We start from the raw sequence: 19,494 nt of genomic DNA, 5'->3' as shown, positions 1-19,494 counted from the left end.
ACCTATACCCTGACTCTTCCGGCCAGGGCAGTAGCGACACAAAGTAACACAGCAATCACACCCAATGCCGCAGGCAGGCCGTAAACCTGTGCCCCGAAGCCGACCAGTGCAGGCCCGGCCAGAACACCCACATAGCCCAGTGTTGATACGGCTGTTACCGCAGACGCTTCGCTCATAATTTTTTGCTTACCCGTGGCCGAAAACATGATGGGCACAATATTGGAACACCCGAGACCAATCAGCACATATCCGGTAAGCGCTGCCACAGGAAGCGGCACCAGAAGTGATAATGCAAAACCTGTAATTGCAATGCCGCCGCCTCCCAGTACCATCATTTTTGGTCCCAGTATGCTGGTGATCTTATCCCCGGCCAGACGTCCTAACGTCATGGCAACAGAAAAACAGGCGACACCCAACCCGGCGTTCTCAGGATTAACGTCACGGTATTCAGTCAGATAAATGCCGCTCCAGTCCAGCACAGTACCTTCGGCCAGAAACACAATGGAACACACGATACCAATCAGTACTACCACACCTTTTGGCAGGGCAAAAAATGCCGCCGGCTCCTGTGACTTGCCGGTTCTGAATCCGTTTATGCCAGTCAGCAAAAAGGCCACTGACATTACCGCACCGGCTGCACTGGCCAACTCCACCGGTACACCGGAAGATAAAATCGCTGTCATTAAAATTGCGCCACTCATGCCTCCCAGACTGTAAAAGCCATGAAACCCCGACATCAGCGGCTTATCCGCTTCTTTTTCTACTGCAACGCCCTGAATATTCATCGCACAATCGGTGGTTCCTACGCACAAGCCGAAGAGCACCAGAAAAACAGCCAGCAGGGTAACAGAGTCCAGCCAGATCAATGCCGGATAAAGCAGTGAGAAGCATGCCATAGAAGCCACCAGCACAGGTTTGCAGCCAAGCTGAGATGAGAATTTACCGGCTAGAGGCATGCCAACTAACGCTCCGGCGCCGAGACATAACAACATCAGCCCCATGGTACCGTCACCAATGGCGAGGTTTATCTTAATAAATGGAATGATGGCCGCCCAGGCTGCAGTAATGAATCCTGCGCTGAAAAAAGCAATCCGGGTGGCACGTTTTTGCGCAGGTATTAGAGGACCTGCTGGCACTGAAGACATTCACTATCCTACATGTAGTTGACGACGCTGGTAATATTCAGACTCTGCTGGCAGCGCACTCAGCATCATACAATATCCGGACTGAATTTAAATTCCGTTGGCACAATATGCAACAAGCTATTTCAGCTAAACACGTTCATTTCATAAAATCGAACGAACCATTTTGTATTTAGCACTTATCCATTTACGATAAAAAACGTACTGTATTGATAACGAAAAACTCAAAAAGGATTCAATTCATGAAAGTTGTTGCATTTGGTGCAAGTACAAGCAAAAACTCAATTAATAAGGCGCTAGCAACCTACACAGCAAAGCAGGTAGAAGGTGCTGATGTTACCGTTCTGGACATCAACGATTATGATGTTCCTATGTTCAGTGAAGATAAAGAAAAAGAGATTGGTCAGGCTGAAGGCGCACAGAAGTTTTTAGATGACATCGCCGGCGCTGATGCCCTGGTTATCTCATTTGCTGAGCACAATGGTCATTACCCGGCAGCGTTTAAAAACCTGTTCGACTGGGCAACCCGTATCAACCGCGCGGTATATGGCGACAAACCAGCCGTTTATCTGTCATCTTCACCGGGTCCGGGCGGCGCGAAGTCTGTGCTGGCAGCGGCAACCGGTTCTGCAGGTTTCTTCGGCGGAAACGTTAAAGCATCGGTTTCTGTGGCTAACTTCTACGATGTTTTCGATATGGAAACCGGCGAAGTTAAAGACGACACAGTCGCGACTGAATTAAAAGCGGCAGCGGCTAAGCTGACGGCTTAATCACAGAGTCAAAAAATACCAGGGCAGCTGCGGCTGCCCTTTTTTATTCCCGACCGTCTGAACGTTTCCTTTCTCTTATCTGTATATATTCTGCACTTAACTCTTTCTGACAGTGTGATATGGTTGAAATATCATCAACACTCTGCCCCCTTTATATTCAACGTGTTACCTCATTACGCACAGGCAGCGGAAGCAAATTCAGGAGAAAGGAATGACGTGGCTGGACTATTCCATTGTTGGTATTTATTTACTGGGATTATTGTTTTTAGGACTCAGGTTCAGGCATCAGCATTCCGGGCAGGAATACTTTCTCGGCGGGCGCTCACTGGCCTGGCCCACACTGACACTCTCTGTCATGGCAACCCAGCTATCCGCAATCAGCTTCATTTCCGCACCGGCATTTGTGGGACTCCGTGAAGGTGGCGGTCTCATCTGGCTGAGTTACGAACTGGCTTTGCCGCTGGCGGTAATTATTATGCTCTGGCGTTTGCTGCCCACCTTACATAACGCCGGTGTGGTAAGTGTCTATGACTATCTTGAGCAGCGTTTCTCCCGCTCTACCCGCTTGCTGATCAGCTTCGTCTTTCAGATCAGCCGATCTTTCGCCACTGCCATTATGATTTACGCTATCAGCCTGATATTACAGGGCACCATGGGACTGAACCAGTTTCACGCTATTCTGGTTATCGGTGTTATCACACTGATTTACTCAGCAATGGGCGGCATGAAAGCGGTGGTTTACGGTGATGCCATTCAGATGATCCTCATCGTTGCCGGCGCAGCTTTATGTCTGTGGGCGGGTCTGGACGCTGCCGGAGGCTGGGACAAAGTATTTGAAATCATTCCGCCGGAACGTCTGCAGGCAGCCAATATCAGCACAGCCGGATTAAATGGCAGCGATTTCGGTTTACTGCCAATGCTGTTTGGCGGTCTTGTGCTGTATGCCTCGTATTACGGGTGCGATCAGTCTGAAGCCCAGCGGGCGCTGTCCAGCCACAGCATAAAAGACTTAAAGAAAATGATGCTGACCGTAGCTTTTCTGCGTTTTCCCGTCACTTTGCTGTATTGTGCTGCGGGCCTGGTGATCGGGGCCCTTGTGATAGCAACGCCGGAATTGCAGGCGCAAATCCCGGAAGGCGAACCCGACTGGATGATGCCCGTCTTCATTATTAACTATCTTCCTGCAGGCATTGTCGGCATTCTGGTAGTCGCCATTCTGGCTGCGGCCATGTCGTCGCTCAGTTCTGCCATTAACAGTCTGGCTGCGGTGACCACAGAAGACATTTGCCGGATCACTGGTGCCAAACCCGATGATGAAACCTATCTCAAACGGGCACGGCTTGCCGGTATAGTGTGGGGACTGATCACTCTGGTGCTGTCTTTGTATGCCGGTAACATTGCTCCGACGGTGATTGAGGCTATTAATAAAATCGGCTCAGTTTTTTACGGTCCGGTGCTGGCCACATTCCTGGCCGGTATTCACAGCCGCAAGGTGTCTCCTGCTGCCGCTAATGCCGGATTGCTGGCCGGTGTAGCGGTAAACGTGTTTTTGTGGCTGAGCGGTAACCCGTTATTCTGGTTCTGGTGGAACCTGATTGGTTTTGTGATCACCTTGTCTTCAGCCTTTGTGTTATCCCGCTTTTTACCTAACGATGCGGCACATAAGCTGCCTTCGGTGCGGGGTATCAGTTACCGCGCTGCCGCAATACTGACCGCCTGGTCCGGTATTTTAGTACTGACTGTGATTTACCTGCCGGACTGGTTAGGATAATCTGCTTTTTTATCTTCTTTAGGGGAATGTATGGATCCGCAATTCTGGATGTTAAAGTGGCAAAACAATGAAACCGGATTTCATGAGCCTGAAGCGAACCCGAACCTGACTGCCAATATTGACCAGTTATCGCTGGCTCCGGGCAGTCGTATCTTCGTGCCTTTATGCGGCAAAACACTGGATATTCCCTGGCTCTTGTCGAAGGGGTATGAAGTAGTGGCAGCAGAATTAAGCCATCTGGCGATCATTCAGTTATTCGATCAGTTAAACATTATTCCTGATTCAGAAAAGCTGAACGGCGTAACCCGCTACGACGTTCCCAATTTCACCCTTTTCGGCGGCGACATTTTTGATCTTACCGCAGACATGCTTGGCAAGGTAGACGCCATCTACGACAGGGCTGCACTGGTAGCCCTACCGTTTGAAATGCGTGTCCGCTATGCTTCACACCTTCGTGAAATTACCAATACGGCCCCACAGTTACTGGTGACCTTTGACTATGACCAGCAAAAGCTTGATGGCCCGCCGTTCTCAGTGATCAGCAACGAAGTAGAACAGCATTACATCGACCACTACAGCTTAACCTTGCTGCAGGGTAAGGAAATCAACCTGAAAGGCAAAGTGCCGGCACAGGAAAATGTCTGGTTGCTGAAATAGTCTCCTGCGGTTAAAAAAATGGCCTGCGTCAGGCAGGCCATTTGTCATTTACTCACCGGTTATTCCAACTCCCCTTTGCGGTATGGAATAGCAGCATCCTGCTCTGTCAGTGCTTTTTCCCGGGCTTCCGGTGACCCGGTATTGCGGGCAAATGCGGCATAGGCTGTGGGCACAATAAACAAGGTCATAAAGGCCGATACGATTACGCCGGCAAATATCACCATACCAATCACCATCCGGCTTTCAGAACCCGGTCCTGTTGCCAGTACCAGCGGCAGCGAACTGAATACCGTAGTAAAGCCAGTCATCACAATCGGGCGCAAGCGCTGGGCCGCAGCACGTTTCAGTGCCTCTTCAAATTCAACACCGGCATCCCTTAACTGATTAGCAAACTCAACAATAAGAATACCGTTCTTCGCTGCCAGACCAATCAACATCACCAGCCCGATCTGGCTGTAGATATTCATGGTCATGCCTGCCACATACAAGCCGATAAACGCCCCGACCAGTGCCAGAGGAACGGTAAGCATAATAACCAGCGGATGCACCCAGCTTTCAAACTGGGCTGCAAGAATGAGGTAGGTCACCGCCAGTGCCAGAATGAAGACGAAGATAAACGAGTTACCGGCTTCATGATAAAGCTGGGACTCACCTTTATAGTCAATGGACACAGCATCAGGCAGTTCTGTCGCAACGATGTTTTCCAGATACGCCAGTGCTTCCCCGAGGGTATAACCTTCTGCAAGGTTCGCTTCAATAGTAATAGCACGCATGCGGTTGTAACGGTTCAGCAGTGCCGAAGTAGCCTGCTCATCCACTTTCAGCAGGTTATCCATGGGAATAAGCTGACCGGTGCGTTGTGAACGGACATACAGATTATCAATGCTGCTGGGGCTGCGGTAATCCGATTCTATCCCTTCCATGATGACGTAATATTCTTCGCCTCTGTCCAGGTAAGTAGATACGCGGCGTTGTCCCAGCATTACTTCCAGCGTGCGGCCGATATCAGAAATAGACACCCCTAAATCAGCTGCCCGGTCGCGGTCTATATTCACCAGTAACTGCGGAGAGGTATCTTTGTAATCGGAATCCAGGCGTACCAGTCCCGGATTGTCTCTGGCTTTATCCATGACGATGTCACGCCAGGCCACCAGGTTTTCGTAGGTGTCGCCCTGCAACACAAACTGGACCGGACGCCCTGTCCCGCCACTGATGCCGCTTCGCATTACACCAAACGCAGTAACATCCGGAATGACTTCCAGTTTCTTAGTCACCTCTTCCATTAATTCAAAAGACGTAAAGTCACGCTGATCCCATGGGATCACGCCTACCACAGCCAGCCCGGCCATGGTGCCCCGGCCCGGCGCACGTACCAGCAGGCGATCGAAGGTTCCTTCTTCACGGTAAGGCATCAGAATCGACTCCACTTTTCTCATGCTTTCCGCTGTATTTTCAAAAGACGCACCTTCCTGACCTTTTACCATGATATAAAAAGTCCCCCGGTCTTCTTTCGGGGTGAACTCGCCGGGAATTTTCCCGAACAGCTGCCAGATGAGAACAAGTGTAATGATGAACAGCACGGCCATCAGCCACGGCTGGTGAATGGTGGTGCCCAAACTGCTTTCGTAGCGGTTCTCAATAGCCTTGAAGCGCTTATCCAGCCAACTTCCGAAGCCTTTATCCCGCGACTGCTTTTTCAATAATTTCGAGCACATCATGGGAGACAGCGACAAGGCCGTAAAACTGGAGAAGGCCACAGCGGCAGCCATGGCCAAAGCAAATTCTGTAAACAGCCGTCCGATATTTCCTTCCAGGAAGATTAGCGGTACAAATACAGAAATCAGTACCAGCGTGGTAGCGATAACAGCAAAGCCTACTTCTTTTGCCCCGCGGTAAGACGCCAGTAAAGGCGGCTCTCCCATTTCGATACGACGGTAAATATTCTCAAGCACAACGATGGCATCATCCACCACCAGCCCGATGCCAAGTACCATTGCCAGCAGCGTCAGCAAGTTGATTGAAAAGCCCAGCATATACATCACAATGAACGCACCGATCATCGACACCGGCACGGTGACAGCAGGGATCAGTGTTGCACGGACATTCCCGAGGAACAGGTAAATCACTACCACCACCAGAATCATGGCGATAATCAGGGTGTTGTATACTTCGTTGATTGATTCCTCGATAAATACCGAAGAGTCGTAACTGGGTACAATGAAAATGTTATCCGGCAGCGTTTCTTCAATTTTAGCAATCTGCTCTTTGGCAGAACGCACCACATCGAGGGTATTGGCTTTCGATTGCTTAATGATCCCCAGGCCAATCATGTTTACACCGTCACCGCGGAATTCACTTTCGTCATCCTCCGGTGCCAGCTCCACATTGGCAATTTCACCCAGTCGTACCAGATAACCGTCATTACCTACCGCGACAGTCAACTGGGCAAAATCATCCGGCGTTAAGAATGAGCGCGCTACCCGCACCTCAAAATCCCGGTCATTGGACTCGACCTCACCAGCCGGCAACTCTACGTTTTCTGACTGAATCACATCTTCCACGTCGGTAACGGTGATACCACGTGCCGCCATGGCGTTACGGTCAAGAAACACCTTCATGGCATAGGTCCGGCCGCCGCCCAGCTGAACCCTGGCCACACCATCAGCAATAGACAAGCGGTCTACCAGGAAGCGCTCGGCATAATCGGTAAGCTCCATGGTATCCAGGTTAGTACTGCGCAGGTTAAACCACACCACAACATCTTCGTCTGAACTTTCTTTTGATACCTCGGGAGGATCAGCCTGTTCAGGCAGGTTGTTCAGCGCACGGCTCACCCGTTCCCGCACATCATTGGCTGCGGCATCGATATCACGGGTCAGCTTAAACTCAATAGAAATAGACGAACGTCCGTTGCGGCTGGTTGAGGTGATATTTTTTATCCCTTCAATTCCGCTGATCCGGTCCTCCAGCAACTGAGTGATACGGGTTTCAACAATGTTGGCAGAAGCCCCGTCGTAATTAGTGTTGATTGATACAATTGGCGGGTCGATATCCGGATATTCACGCAGCGACAGCATACTGATCGCCACGATGCCGAAGATCACCACCAGCAAATTAATCACCGATGCGAACACCGGCCTTTTTACGGAAGCATCAGATAACCACATGGTTACACTCCCTCAGCATTCAGTACACGAACGGCAGAGCCTTCCTGCACACGTAACGTGCCTTCGGTAATAATACGTTCACCGCTGACCAGGCCGTCGACAACCTGCACGATACCGGGTTTACGCTCACCGATAATGACTTCGCGTTGCTCGACCACATCGTTATTCACAACAAATACGTACTGCTTATCCTGAATGGGCACCAGCGCTTTTTCAGGAATAACCAGTGTTTCCAGTACCTGCTTTTCCAGTGTGATTTGAAGCAGCATACCGGGACGGATTTTCACCGGTTCGTTTTTAATGTGTGCTCTTACCAGAACAGAGCGGGAGACCGGATCGATACGGGAACCGATAGTGGCAATGGTGCCTTCAAAATCTTCTCCCGGATACGCTACGGACTGTGCGATAACCCGCTGACCGGGAGACAGGCTGGCCAGCTGCCCTTCTGCCACACTGAAATCTACCTTGATAATGCTGATATCGTCCAGCGTGGTAATGGCATCACCCGGTTGTACCAGTGAGCCTTTGCTGATGTTGCGGATCCCGAGCAGACCGGCAAAGGGTGCACGGATTTGCAGCTCATCCAGTTGAGACTTCGCAACATCCAGTTGCGCTTCAAGTCCTTTCAGTTTGGCTTGCTGTTCGCCAAGTATTTGTTGCGATGCCGCGCGGGTTTTCGCCAGGTTCACTACCCGCTCATACTGACTTTTCGCTTCCACAATGTTCGCTTCAAGTTCAACAATGCGGGCCAGCTCTTCGTCATTATTCAACTGAACCAGCAATTGCCCGGTTTTTACCGTATCACCGTCATCAAACTTTACGTCCGTAACGCGGTCGGTCTGCTGCGCCGTGATCGTGACCGATTCGTTGGCATTGGCCGTACCCAGCGCCTCAATGGTCACCGGAAAGGTTTGCTCGGCTACTACAGTCACGCGAACGGGAGAAGGTAAACGGCCTCCGCCTGCGGAAGATTCTTCAGCAGGCAGATTGATATAAATTAAGAACGCACCTAACGCGACAACGCCCACCAGTAACGGGGACAAAAAGGACTTTTTCGACATCTCTGATTCCTATCAACGTTTCTCAACTGCACAGTCAGGGCGATGCTGACACTGTGTATGCATTTCTATTCCATGCACTGAGAAATTAAAACAAGCCTTGGTACGTGGCTGTTGTTATTGTTGTTATACTGCCGGACAACTCATGATGAAATCAGGCCGCCGGTCTGTTTGTTTGTTTGTTTGTTTGTTTGTTTGTTTGTTTGTTTGTAATTATTTAAATTTTATTTTACCTGGTTGTATGCTTTTTAGGATTCGCTCATCAGTCGTTTTGTTACTTCTGCCGCTTTTTGGCTGCTCTGAGGTTCCCGCGCCCCCGGTTTGCCGTTCAGTTGAATCCACCGAACCCGCTCATGACGCTCTCGCTTGTGTGATCAAATCAGACAAATACGCATTACTGCTGGAAAATGCCGGAGGTCTTCTGACCATGCCGCTGGCCAGCATTAATGAAGAGCAAAGTGAACAGTGCGCTCTGCATGAACAGGTCTGGCAACAAACCGGTGTAAACGTGGAAGTGGGTAAACTTGTGCTGACCACCAGCCAGAATATGGCCGTGTACGAATGCTCCCAGCAAGCCGGCCTGGACAACATCACTGACGACTTTCCCTCGCCCGGCTGGACCGGCGAATCACTCAGCTGGGTAAAGCGTGATGTTTTTTCAATCAATATCAAAGACATGGAAAATCGCGATCATTTGATCCCGCTGCGTGACAGCGTCACAATACTGCATCAGAATACGCAATCAGCCGGTGGTAACACCACCATAGCGAACCAGTCCGGAGAGTAAATCTCAACGTCTCTGCTTTTTCCTCCGGATGATAAATAATAAGTCAGACGATACTGGCATTGTTGACTGTCAGTCCGTCTGCTACTTTGTATCAACAGGACATAAAAGGAGTGATACCCGTGTTTGAGCTTGAACATTTCAGTTTGAAAGACAAGGTGTCGCCGGAAGAATGGCAAACCCGCGTCGATCTCGCCGCCTGCTACAGGCTGGTAGATAACATGCGCTGGGGCGATCTTATCTATACTCACATTTCCGCTAAAGTACCGGGTACACAGCATTATCTGGTTAACCCTTTTGGTCTGGCATTTGATGAAGTGCGCGCGTCGAATCTGGTGAAAGTTGATCTCGACGGCAATATTCTCGATGGCTCCCCCTACCAGATTAATCCGGCCGGTTTCACCATTCACAGCGCCATTCACGAAGTCCGTGAAGATGCGAAATGTGTTATTCACCTGCACACAAAAGCCACTATTGCCGTGGCGTCAGTTAAAGGTGGTTTGAAACCCTGGAGCCAGTATTCTCTGTTTTCCCTGCCCTCGCTGAGCTATCACAGCTACGAAGGTCTGGCGGTTGATGATAATGAAAGAAAGCAGTTACAGGATGATTTGGGCGATACCAACCATATGTTATTGCCAAATCACGGCGGCTTGACGTTAGGCCCTACGGTAGGCGACGCATTTATGCGCTTTTATGATCTGGAACGCGCCTGTGATATACAAATGTCACTGATGCAATCCGGTCAGGAAGTGATTGAAATACCAGAGCCCATTGTAAAGGGCATTTATGATCAGGCAAAAATTGTACACTCAGGCGAAACCGGCGGCCAGAAAGCCTGGCCAGCGATGCTGAGAAAAGCCTGGAAACTCGACCCGACATTCTGCGAATAAGCGAAATGCTATCGCGGTGGCGCTGCGGGATAAGGGTTTTGTCATTCATAACCGTCTGCCGCAGGGAAGCGGCAGTCGGGGCCCCGTGGATGGGTTTACGCCGTGTTATGAATGACAATCCCGTTCCCGCAACAGCGTGACGCGGTAGTCTGAGCAACTACATTCAGGACAAAAGATGAAAATTACCAAAGTTGAAATATTTGATATTGAGTGCCCGGAACGTCCGCCTTGGAATCCGGTTTTTGTGCGTATTTACACCGATGAAGGTATTACCGGTGTTGGTGAAGCAGGCCTGGCTTACGACTGGGGACATTCTGCTGCTGCGCACATGATCAAAGAAATCGCAGAAGCTATGCTGATTGGCTGGAACCCTTTCAACACTGAAGGTCTGTGGTCGAAAATGCTCCGTGAGAGCTTCTGGGGCTTAGGTGGCGGTCCTGTCATTTACGCCGCCATGAGTGCGGTAGATACAGCCCTTTGGGATATCAAAGGTAAAGCACTTGGCTTGCCGGTTTATCAGCTGCTTGGCGGTAAGACTAACGGCAAGCTGCGTTCTTACGCCAGTCAGCTACAGTTCGACTGGGACACCACTATTACCAAACTGATCCAGCCTGAAGAATATGGCCGTGCCGCAGAAAAGGCGATGGCTGAAGGTTACACCGCGGTGAAAGTTGATCCAATCGTTTATGACATTAACGGCGATACCCATTATGACCGCACGAAAATCATTTCCAGAGGTGAAATGAAACTGTTCCGTGCACGTCTGCAGGCAATCCGTGATGCCATGGGTGACGAAAGCGATATTATTTTTGAATGCCACAGCTTACCGGGTGCGACTACGGCTATTCAACTGGGCGAACTGGTAGAAGAATTTGGCTGTATGTATTACGAAGAGCCGGTTAACTACCTGAACTCAAAACTGCATGACAAAGTTGCCCGCAACGTGAAAGCGCCGATTGCCGGCGGTGAACGTTTATATAACCGCTGGGGCATCCGTCCGTATCTGGAAGATCAGTCTCTGGACGTTTTACAGCCTGATATTGGTCTGTGCGGCGGCTTTACCGAAGCGAAAAAAGTGTGTGACTACGCAGACATTTACGATGTTCGCATTCAGGCTCACGTCTGCGGTGGTCCGGTGGCAACGGCAGCCAGCCTGCACCTAGAAACCGCCATTCCTAACTTCCTGATCCACGAGCATCACACCTACGCAACAAAATCCTGGAACCGTGAATTATGTATTCAGGATCCTCAACCGGTTAACGGATTTATCGAAGCGCCGGACACACCGGGAATTGGTATCGAGCTGAATGATGAAGTGGTTTACCGCTCCCCCAACATGTCAGTGACCGAACTGAAATAGGTCACAGCGACGCATTTAAAACCTTCAGAGCCGTTCATCCGTTGAACGGCTTTTTTCTGTCCGCAGGAAAACGACGGCTTACGTAGCTGAAACCACTAACTATCACGTTCAATAACCGCTCCTTTTTCCAGTCTTTCACGTACCATACGCCAGTTGCCGCAATCCTTGCGACGCCGTTTCCGTTTTCTGGAGCACTTATGGCGCATTTTACTGTCATCGGCCTTGGCCGCTTTGGCATTACCACCAGTTTAGAGCTGATCCATCTGGGTCACACTGTTACCGGTATCGACAGCGATGAAAAGCTGGCTGAACAATATTCTACCGAACTGACCCAAACCCTTATCTGTGACGCAACCGACGAAAGAGCCATGGCAGAACTGAGTCTTCACGACAGTGATGCCGTGCTTGTCGCCATCGGTGAAGATATGCAGGCCAGCTTGCTGTGTGTGCTGAACCTGAAAAATGAAGGTGTGCAAAATATCTGGGTGAAGGCTAACAGCAAGGCGCATCACACCATTCTTTCAAAACTGGATGTGAGCCGCATCATTCACCCTGAAGAAGAGATGGGCGTTCGCGTGGCTCAGGCATTGAATTACCCTATGGTCAGCGACTATCTGAGTTTGGGCCACGGCCATTACATTGTAGAAGTGGTGGTACCGCAGACTAAGTCCCCCATGACCCTGGATACAGTCATTAACGGCTACAAAGATGATATTCACTGCCTGATGGTTAAACGTAAGCATCAGATACACTGTACGCCTGACATGGCGTTTCAACTGAAACCAGAAGATCAGCTGGTGCTGAGTGGTCCCAGGGAAGTGCTGGTAAAAATTGCGCCGAGACTTAAACATTGAAACGCTGGTTACCGGCGAACCGCCCGCTGGAACGAAAGCCGAAAGGCGCGCGAAAAATTCAGGCGGCTCCGCCTCTTATCCTGTCGTTTAGCTTTCTGAGCTTTATCGTTCTTGGCACCCTGCTGCTTAAATTGCCCTTTGCCACCACAGCACCAATCACCTGGACGCAAAGCCTGTTCACCGCCACCTCAGCGGTGACAGTAACGGGGCTCGCCGTTGTGGATACCGGAACCGGCTTCACCCTTTTCGGACAAACCGTTATTGCCGGCCTCATTCAATTTGGCGGTCTCGGTTTAATGACCTTTGCGGTTGTAACACTGGTTGCGGTAGGCAGTAAGATAAGTTTTCTGCAACAAAGCGCGGTGAAAGAAGCGTTTAATGAAACCGACACGTCGTCACTGGTCAGTACCGCCAAAGCCGTTATTCTTTTTGCACTGGTAACAGAAGCCGCAGGCATGCTGATCCTGACCTGCTACTGGCAGGCGGAATCAGGCTGGTCAACGGCCGCATACGAAGCCTTCTTCTATACCATATCCGCGTTCAATAACGCCGGCTTTGCACTGCAGCCGGACAGTCTGTCCCGGTATGTCAGCGATCCTGTAGTTAATATTACGATTACCGCGTTGTTCATCACTGGCGGGCTGGGCTTTTCTGTATGGATAGATCTGGTTAAAAAACGAAGCTGGCAAACGCTTACGCCTTACAGTAAAACCATGATAGCCGGTACGGTCATCATCAACGTAGTCGCGTTATTGCTTATTTATGTCATTGAATACGATAACCCGGACACACTGGGCAAGCTGGACGCGGCGGGTAAATGGTGGGCTTCCTGGTTTCAGGCAGTCACACCAAGAACCGCGGGTTTTAACACCCTGGACATCGCTGCGCTGGAAGACGGCTCTGTCACCCTTATGTTGCTGCTGATGTTTATCGGCGGCGGGTCAATGAGTACCGCCAGCGGTATCAAAGTCGTAACCTTCGTGGTACTTCTGACTGCCACTTACAATTTTCTGCGCCGCGACCACGCGCCAACGCTTTTTCAGCGTACCATCCGGACAGAAACCGTGTCTAAGGCCCTGGCTCTCACGGTGATTTCAGGCGGGGTGACCTGGGTGGCGATTTTTCTGCTGACCATCACAGAGGATGCCCCTTTTCTGGATATCGTCTTTGAAGCCGTATCCGCGATGGGCACGGTGGGCCTGTCGAGAGGACTGACAGGAAGCTTATCCGCTGCCGGTGAAGGCATTATTATTGTGCTGATGTTCCTTGGCCGGCTGGGGCCGCTTACCCTCGCCTATTTGCTGGCAAGTCCGAGACAACGTCATGTTCGCTACCCTGACAGCCGAATTTCTATCGGATAAAAGTCTCAGACCTTATCTTTAAGCTTGCCGGTGTGGATTACCTGAATAGCCGGCAGGCTAACCAAAATACCAGTACAGACTATTTTCACTCAGCCATTTTTCTGCACACACGGCGGGTACTGCCTGCGTTATTGTGCGCCAGAAAGCACCGTAATCACTGTGCCAGGTACACAAGGGAAAGTTACTGCCTGTCATTACCCGGCTTTCGCCAAAATACTGATGCACGGTGTTCACCACCGGCGCAATATCATCAGCACGCCATTGACGGTTATGCATTTCCCAACCGGACAGTTTTACGGCAATATTATCAGCCCTGCTTAAGGCTTTCAGGTTGTCCTGCCACACCTTAATGTTTTTATCTGCCAACGGAAATCCGGCATGATTCAGAATGAACGGCATAGCAGGAAAATTCGCAGCCACGGCAGACAGCGCCTGAACACCGGCAGTGTCATACAAGGATAACTGGGCATCAAAACTCAATCGCGCCTCTGCCAGCAATGCCAGGCTCGCTTTGGCTTCAGAATCGTTCAGAACAGACGCGGCTTCGTCGTCCAGAATATGCCTGACACCGGTAATACAAGGGCGTTTGAGCAATTCTGAAATCACATGCTGATTATTACCTGCCAGCAAGTCAAAACCGGCAACTGCGCGAAAAGGCATATGGCAATGCTGCGCCAGGTAATCAGCCTCACGCCAGGGTTTTGCATTGTCGAATCCGGCTTCAATATGCACAAAACCGGTAAGCTGCGACGGGGCTGACACCACTAAATCAGACTCAGAGAAATTTTTCGCTATAACCGGTTTATCCGGCCAGAATGGCGGATTGTCAGGAGACAACCAACGGTATTCACCGGCCTGTAAATCAAATAAGTGCAGATGGGCGTCGATGATTTTCATGGTTACTGTGTGGTATAGCCGCCGTCGATACTTTGCAGACTGCCGGTGATAAAAGCCGCATCATCACTGGCAAGGAAGAATGTTAACGCTGCCACTTCTTCCGGTTTCCCCAGCCGTCCGAGGGGTTGTGCAGCGGCCTCTTCTGCGTGCACTTCTGCTTTATCCGCACCGCTTGCGGCCACATATTTATCGATGGCGTTATGATACAAAGGCGTTTCAATTGTGCCCGGGCAAACCGCGTTTGCACGAATATTATAAGGCGCGTAATCCAGCGCGGTGGTTTTAGCCATGGATGCCAGCGCCGCTTTACTCAGGTTATAAGCAAAAGAATTACGCTTACCGATGATCGCCTGGTCTGACGCCATGATGATGATTGCGCCTTTGTTCGCCTGTTTCATTACCGGCAACACCGCGCGTACTGCATGATAGGCTCCTTTCACGTTTAAAGAGAACACCTTATCGAAGTCTTCCGGCGTAGTGTCTTCGATGGTGGCAGAGAAATGCATACCCGCATTGCTTACCAGGCAATCGATACGTCCGAAACGCGCTGCAATGTCACTGATACAGTCGCTGACCGCTGCAGCACTGGTGACATCACACTGCATCCATTGCGCGTGCTCAGGAGGGTTATCGAAATCACGAATATCTAAATTGATAACCTGATATCCCCCGGACGCAAACTTTTCGCAGACGGCCAGACCGATACCTAAACTGCCGCCGGTGACCACGCAAACAGGTGATGATTGTTGCATTACTTTTCCTATTTCAGCTTTCGCCTTCACAATGGCTAACAGGATGCCTGCAGTTGAAGGAAAAGTAAAAATGAACCGTGCCGGCAGCGTTCAGTTTCATAACTGACAATCTCAGGCGGTCAGGGCTTCTCCGTCGCCAGGCTGACATCAGCAGACGCCATCACCTGCATCAATTCCTGCCAGACTTTTCCTGCCCCGTGCACCGCAAGATGAGAGCGGTCTGAGTGAACCGGTTCCCCGTCATCAATGATGGTACAGGTTTCGCCTTCACAAAGGGCGGCATCAGGATCCACGTACCACACATTACTGTGCGCTTCAGCAAATTGCTTCAGGCGGCTATTGACGGAGTAGTCCTGCTTCGGCTGAGTACTGCTGCATATAGGAAAAAAGCCGGCAGCGGGAAGAGACTGCCTGGCCAGACATTCGTAAGCATTTACCCACGCCTTTTGTGGCACACCAACCATAAAATACTTTCTGTCACCCAACCTTGAGATAAAGGTTTCCATTTCAGCGATGACTTTGTCGTTATATTCTTCTTCGGTAAGCTCCAGCTTATTACTGGCGTCTTTTTTCATGATTTTTTCCTGATAGCTGTCCCATGACTGGGCCAGAACCAGCGGCTTGTCGTTACCTTCTATCCGTTGTTTCACTTCCTCAAACTGATCTGAGCAAGCTTCAAGTTCACCGTCTTCTTCATATTTGGCCAGTGTGGGAAAGAAGGGACAGCCATGATAAAACCGTCCGAGCACCGGGATCCCGCTGTCACGCAACGTACGGCCATATTGAAGAGAATAACTGTCACCAATCAGAATAAACTTGTAGTCATTGTCCTTCGCATGAAAATAAATCCATTCATCGGCACTGTAGCCCGCCCCGCCATAATAGGTTTCATGGTAAGACAGAGCATCGTGACGGAATTTCTCCGGCACGCGCTCCGGCGCTCCCTGTTGCTGGTAAACCCATAAACTCCCCGCAAGGGTCAGGATGAACATCAACCAGTAACGCCGGGGCCGGTGGTGCTGCTCTATCAGCCGGTAAGACAAAAAGCCTGCCAGAGTAGTCAGGGCAACAAAAAGCCAGAAAGAGAGTTCAAGGTGGTAAATATTGTTCGCCACTACAATGATCCAGTGCCAGAGATAGATGGAGTAAGACCACAATCCCAGTTTCTGATTGACGACATTGGTTGTGATGACGCTCTTTTCGTCCCGCGCCTGAATAACGATAAACGTGCCGGCAACCGGAAAGAATGCGAGATAACCGGGCCAGAGATTATCTTCGCTGATAACGAAATAGGTTATTGCGATGAGCGCCAGTCCCGCCAGTGCAAGGTAACCCCGCGTTTTGTCTGAAACATTTAACGGATAGAAGAATGCCACTCCGCCGGCCAGCATTTCCCAGGCCCGTGCAGAAATTAAAAAATAGCTTGCTGAAGGATAAGCAAAAGACAGCCACAGGTTAGCTATGAAGGCCAGCAGGGTGAGAGCCAGCACAACATGCCTGAGGGACACACTGCCACACAGTTTACGTAGCCCGATGAGTATCAGTGGATAAAGGAGATAAAACTGCCACTCCACAGACAGTGACCAGGTGTGCAGCAACCATTTTTGCGTCGATGCCGCATCAAAATAACCGGCCTCCTGCCAGTACACAATATTCGAAACAAAAGTCAGGCTGGACGCAATATGCTTACTCAGCGCTGCATAATCAACCGGCGTGACAGCAAACCAGCCGCACACCAGTAATACCAGACAAGCCGCTGTCAGAGCAGGAACGATACGTTTAGCTCTGGCACAATAGAACCGCCAGGTACCGAAGGTTTTTTTATCCAGCCCCCTGCTGATAATGGAAGTCATCAGGAAACCGGATATCACAAAGAACACATCGACGCCGGCGAAACCGCCGGGCAGGTATTCCGGTTGATAATGAAAAAGCACCACGGCAATCACTGCCAGCGCGCGGAGTCCGTTTATATCTTTACGAAATTGCAATTCATTCCCTGTAAATCACATACCTGAACTCAGAGCGTCTGACCAGGCACTTTTTGTCATCACATAACTACGCTTAAAGGGATAATCAGGATTACCCCGCAACCGGTCTGCTTAATTCACGCTGGTACGGCTACCGCTGCCCTTTCTCAGCTCATAGACTATGCTTTCATTCAGATGACAAACACTAAATTTAAAACCTGCAGGCTATCTTGTCCGGTGAGTTTGTGCATATAATGTTAAAATTCAAACAAGCGTTTAACTTTGGAGTGAACCATGCCGCAATATCAGGCGCCACTGGCGGATTTTCAATTTCTGTTGCGGGACTGGCTGAACGTCAGTGACCATTATCAATCGACCGGACTGGAAGATTTCGATTTTGAGCTTGCCAGCGAAGTGCTCACTCAGGGAGCCAGATTTGCAGAAGACGTGGTGGCACCGCTAAACCGCAGCGGTGACGAAGCCGGCTGTACGTTTGCAAATGGTGCAGTAACCACGCCGCAAGGGTTTGCTGCGGCCTATGAAGAGTATGTCGCCAATGGCTGGAACGCCATGCTTGGTCCGGTGGACTACGAAGGTCAGGGATTACCCTACACCATGGCGGTGCCGGTGCATGAAATGCTGAACTCAGCCAACCTGAGCTGGCGCCTGACGACTATGCTGACAGAAAGCGCCGTTCTGGCTGTCAGCCGCCATGCAAGTGAGGATTTAAAAGCCACTTATCTGGCAAAGCTGGTGTCCGGAGAGTGGACCGGAACCATGAACCTGACAGAGCCACAGGCCGGTACCGATCTGGCTTTGCTGAACACTAAAGCTGAGCCGCAGGACGACGGCAGTTATCGCATTACCGGCAGCAAAATATTCATCACCGGCGGCGACCACGACTGGACGTCGAATATTATCCATATGGTGCTGGCACGTTTACCTGATGCGCCGAAAGGTGTGAAGGGGATCAGCCTGTTTCTGGTGCCGAAGTTTATGCCGGACAGTCAGGGAGAACCGGGTGAAGCTAACTCGCTGTCTGTGGGCAGTATTGAACACAAGATGGGGATCAAAGCCAGCCCCACCTGTGTAATGAATTTCGATGGTGCGACAGGCTGGCTGGTTGGCGGTGAAAACCAGGGCCTGGCCTGTATGTTTACCATGATGAATGATGCCCGTTTTCAGGTAGGTCTGCAGGGGCTTGGTGCTGCAGAAGCCTCTTTCCAGGGCGCACTGACATATGCCAGAGAGAGACTGCAAAGCCGCGCGCCACAGGGCGTACAGCAACCGGACGCGAAAGCCGATCCTATTGTATTTCAGCCTGATGTGGCCCGTATGCTGCTCACCCAGAAAACGTTAACAGAAGGCTGCCGCGCTTTATCACTGTTATATGCAAAGTATATGGATGCGGAGCACTACGGGACAGAGGACGAGAAACAACACGCCGGTCAGGTTCTGCAATTTCTGACCCCGGTCTGCAAAGCATTCTTCACTGATATGGGGCTGGAAACCACCAGCCTGGGGATCCAGATATTCGGCGGACACGGCTACATCCGGGAATGGGGCATGGAGCAACTGATGCGGGATGTGCGTATAGCCCAGTTGTATGAAGGTACCAATGGCATACAGGCGCTGGATTTAATTGGCCGAAAACTGACCCGCGATGGCGGCAACATGCTGAAAGCGACTTGCGATGTGTTTGCCGGACTTGTTGACGCTATGACAGATTCAGACGCCAGACAGAATGCGCAGACTCTCCTGAGCAGCTGGATGGATGCATCCACTGCCTGCCTGGACAAAGATCCGGTATTTGTAGCGGCTGCGGCCTGTGATTATCTGGCATACACAGCGTATTCATTAACTGGTCTGTGCTGGTACAGCATGGCAGATAAAGCCGCGCAGGGAGACAATCCCACCTTTGCCGCAGCGAAACAAAAGTGTGCAGATTTTTACATTGCACGTATCTTGCCACGGCGGGACGCGCACTTGTCAGCCATGTTAAGCGGCGCTGAGAATGTACTTGCCGTCAGTGGCAGTGAGTTTGACTACCGCTGATTATCACTG

At 50.7% G+C, this 19,494-nt stretch carries 15 protein-coding genes; 9 read left to right on the top strand and 6 right to left on the bottom strand.

Annotated elements, in window-relative coordinates; translation table 11 throughout:
• Positions 1-2: 2 nt before the first annotated feature.
• Positions 3-1,145 carry an MFS transporter gene (locus tag ACXAGR_RS20940; protein WP_474845041.1) on the bottom strand — a complete coding sequence of 381 codons (1,143 nt, stop codon included), beginning with the start codon at positions 1,143-1,145 and terminating at the stop codon, positions 3-5.
• A gap of 239 nt (positions 1,146-1,384) precedes the next feature.
• On the opposite strand from ACXAGR_RS20940, the gene ACXAGR_RS20935 reads away from it, so the two are divergent.
• The 3 genes from ACXAGR_RS20935 to tmpT all read left to right on the top strand — a co-directional run bounded on the left by ACXAGR_RS20935 (position 1,385) and on the right by tmpT (position 4,340).
• On the top strand, positions 1,385-1,912 hold the full coding sequence (locus tag ACXAGR_RS20935; protein WP_474845043.1) for an NADPH-dependent FMN reductase: 528 nt from the start codon (positions 1,385-1,387) through the stop codon (positions 1,910-1,912).
• A gap of 211 nt (positions 1,913-2,123) precedes the next feature.
• Positions 2,124-3,683 (top strand): sodium:solute symporter family transporter, encoded by a 1,560-nt coding sequence (locus ACXAGR_RS20930; RefSeq protein WP_474852328.1) that lies wholly within the window; start codon positions 2,124-2,126, stop codon positions 3,681-3,683.
• Positions 3,684-3,713: 30 nt separating this feature from the next.
• Positions 3,714-4,340, top strand: a complete 627-nt coding sequence (tmpT, locus tag ACXAGR_RS20925; protein ID WP_474852326.1) for a thiopurine S-methyltransferase — start codon at positions 3,714-3,716, stop codon at positions 4,338-4,340.
• 59 nt (positions 4,341-4,399) lie between these two features.
• Here the strand turns inward: tmpT and ACXAGR_RS20920 are convergent, their stop codons facing one another.
• Positions 4,400-7,507, bottom strand: a complete 3,108-nt coding sequence (locus ACXAGR_RS20920; RefSeq protein WP_474845049.1) for an efflux RND transporter permease subunit — start codon at positions 7,505-7,507, stop codon at positions 4,400-4,402.
• A gap of 2 nt (positions 7,508-7,509) precedes the next feature.
• Positions 7,510-8,568, bottom strand: coding sequence for an efflux RND transporter periplasmic adaptor subunit (locus tag ACXAGR_RS20915; RefSeq protein ID WP_474845051.1), 1,059 nt, complete (start codon positions 8,566-8,568; stop codon positions 7,510-7,512).
• A 367-nt stretch (positions 8,569-8,935) separates the two neighbouring features.
• Here ACXAGR_RS20915 and ACXAGR_RS20910 point away from each other — a divergent pair, with 367 nt between their 5' ends.
• The 5 genes from ACXAGR_RS20910 to ACXAGR_RS20890 all read left to right on the top strand — a co-directional run bounded on the left by ACXAGR_RS20910 (position 8,936) and on the right by ACXAGR_RS20890 (position 13,814).
• Positions 8,936-9,352, top strand: coding sequence for a hypothetical protein (locus ACXAGR_RS20910; RefSeq protein ID WP_474845053.1), 417 nt, complete (start codon positions 8,936-8,938; stop codon positions 9,350-9,352).
• A 119-nt stretch (positions 9,353-9,471) separates the two neighbouring features.
• Positions 9,472-10,239: a class II aldolase/adducin family protein gene (locus ACXAGR_RS20905; protein ID WP_119500081.1), complete on the top strand. Its 768-nt coding sequence runs from the start codon at positions 9,472-9,474 to the stop codon at positions 10,237-10,239.
• A 175-nt stretch (positions 10,240-10,414) separates the two neighbouring features.
• Positions 10,415-11,599, top strand: a complete 1,185-nt coding sequence (locus tag ACXAGR_RS20900; protein WP_474852324.1) for a mandelate racemase/muconate lactonizing enzyme family protein — start codon at positions 10,415-10,417, stop codon at positions 11,597-11,599.
• Positions 11,600-11,796: 197 nt separating this feature from the next.
• Positions 11,797-12,453 carry a potassium channel family protein gene (locus ACXAGR_RS20895; protein WP_303573770.1) on the top strand — a complete coding sequence of 219 codons (657 nt, stop codon included), beginning with the start codon at positions 11,797-11,799 and terminating at the stop codon, positions 12,451-12,453.
• Complete coding sequence (locus ACXAGR_RS20890; RefSeq protein ID WP_474852322.1) at positions 12,450-13,814, top strand: TrkH family potassium uptake protein; 1,365 nt, start codon at positions 12,450-12,452, stop codon at positions 13,812-13,814. The genes ACXAGR_RS20895 and ACXAGR_RS20890 overlap by 4 nt, the downstream gene beginning before the upstream one ends.
• Before the next feature lie 57 nt (positions 13,815-13,871).
• On the opposite strand, the gene ACXAGR_RS20885 is transcribed toward ACXAGR_RS20890, so the two are convergent.
• From ACXAGR_RS20885 to ACXAGR_RS20875, 3 genes are all read right to left on the bottom strand, one after another.
• Positions 13,872-14,711: an amidohydrolase family protein gene (locus tag ACXAGR_RS20885; protein WP_474852320.1), complete on the bottom strand. Its 840-nt coding sequence runs from the start codon at positions 14,709-14,711 to the stop codon at positions 13,872-13,874.
• A 2-nt stretch (positions 14,712-14,713) separates the two neighbouring features.
• On the bottom strand, positions 14,714-15,463 hold the full coding sequence (locus tag ACXAGR_RS20880; RefSeq protein WP_474852318.1) for an SDR family NAD(P)-dependent oxidoreductase: 750 nt from the start codon (positions 15,461-15,463) through the stop codon (positions 14,714-14,716).
• Positions 15,464-15,582: 119 nt separating this feature from the next.
• Positions 15,583-17,451 (bottom strand): acyltransferase family protein, encoded by a 1,869-nt coding sequence (locus ACXAGR_RS20875; RefSeq protein ID WP_474852316.1) that lies wholly within the window; start codon positions 17,449-17,451, stop codon positions 15,583-15,585.
• A 273-nt stretch (positions 17,452-17,724) separates the two neighbouring features.
• On the opposite strand from ACXAGR_RS20875, the gene ACXAGR_RS20870 reads away from it, so the two are divergent.
• A complete protein-coding gene (locus ACXAGR_RS20870) occupies positions 17,725-19,485 on the top strand; it encodes an acyl-CoA dehydrogenase family protein (RefSeq protein WP_474852314.1) in 1,761 nt (586 codons plus the stop codon).
• The last annotated feature ends 9 nt before the right edge of the window (positions 19,486-19,494 follow it).

This window comes from Alteromonas sp. ABH4_457, from assembly GCF_056160625.1.
This window is presented reverse-complemented; position numbering and strand designations above follow the sequence as displayed.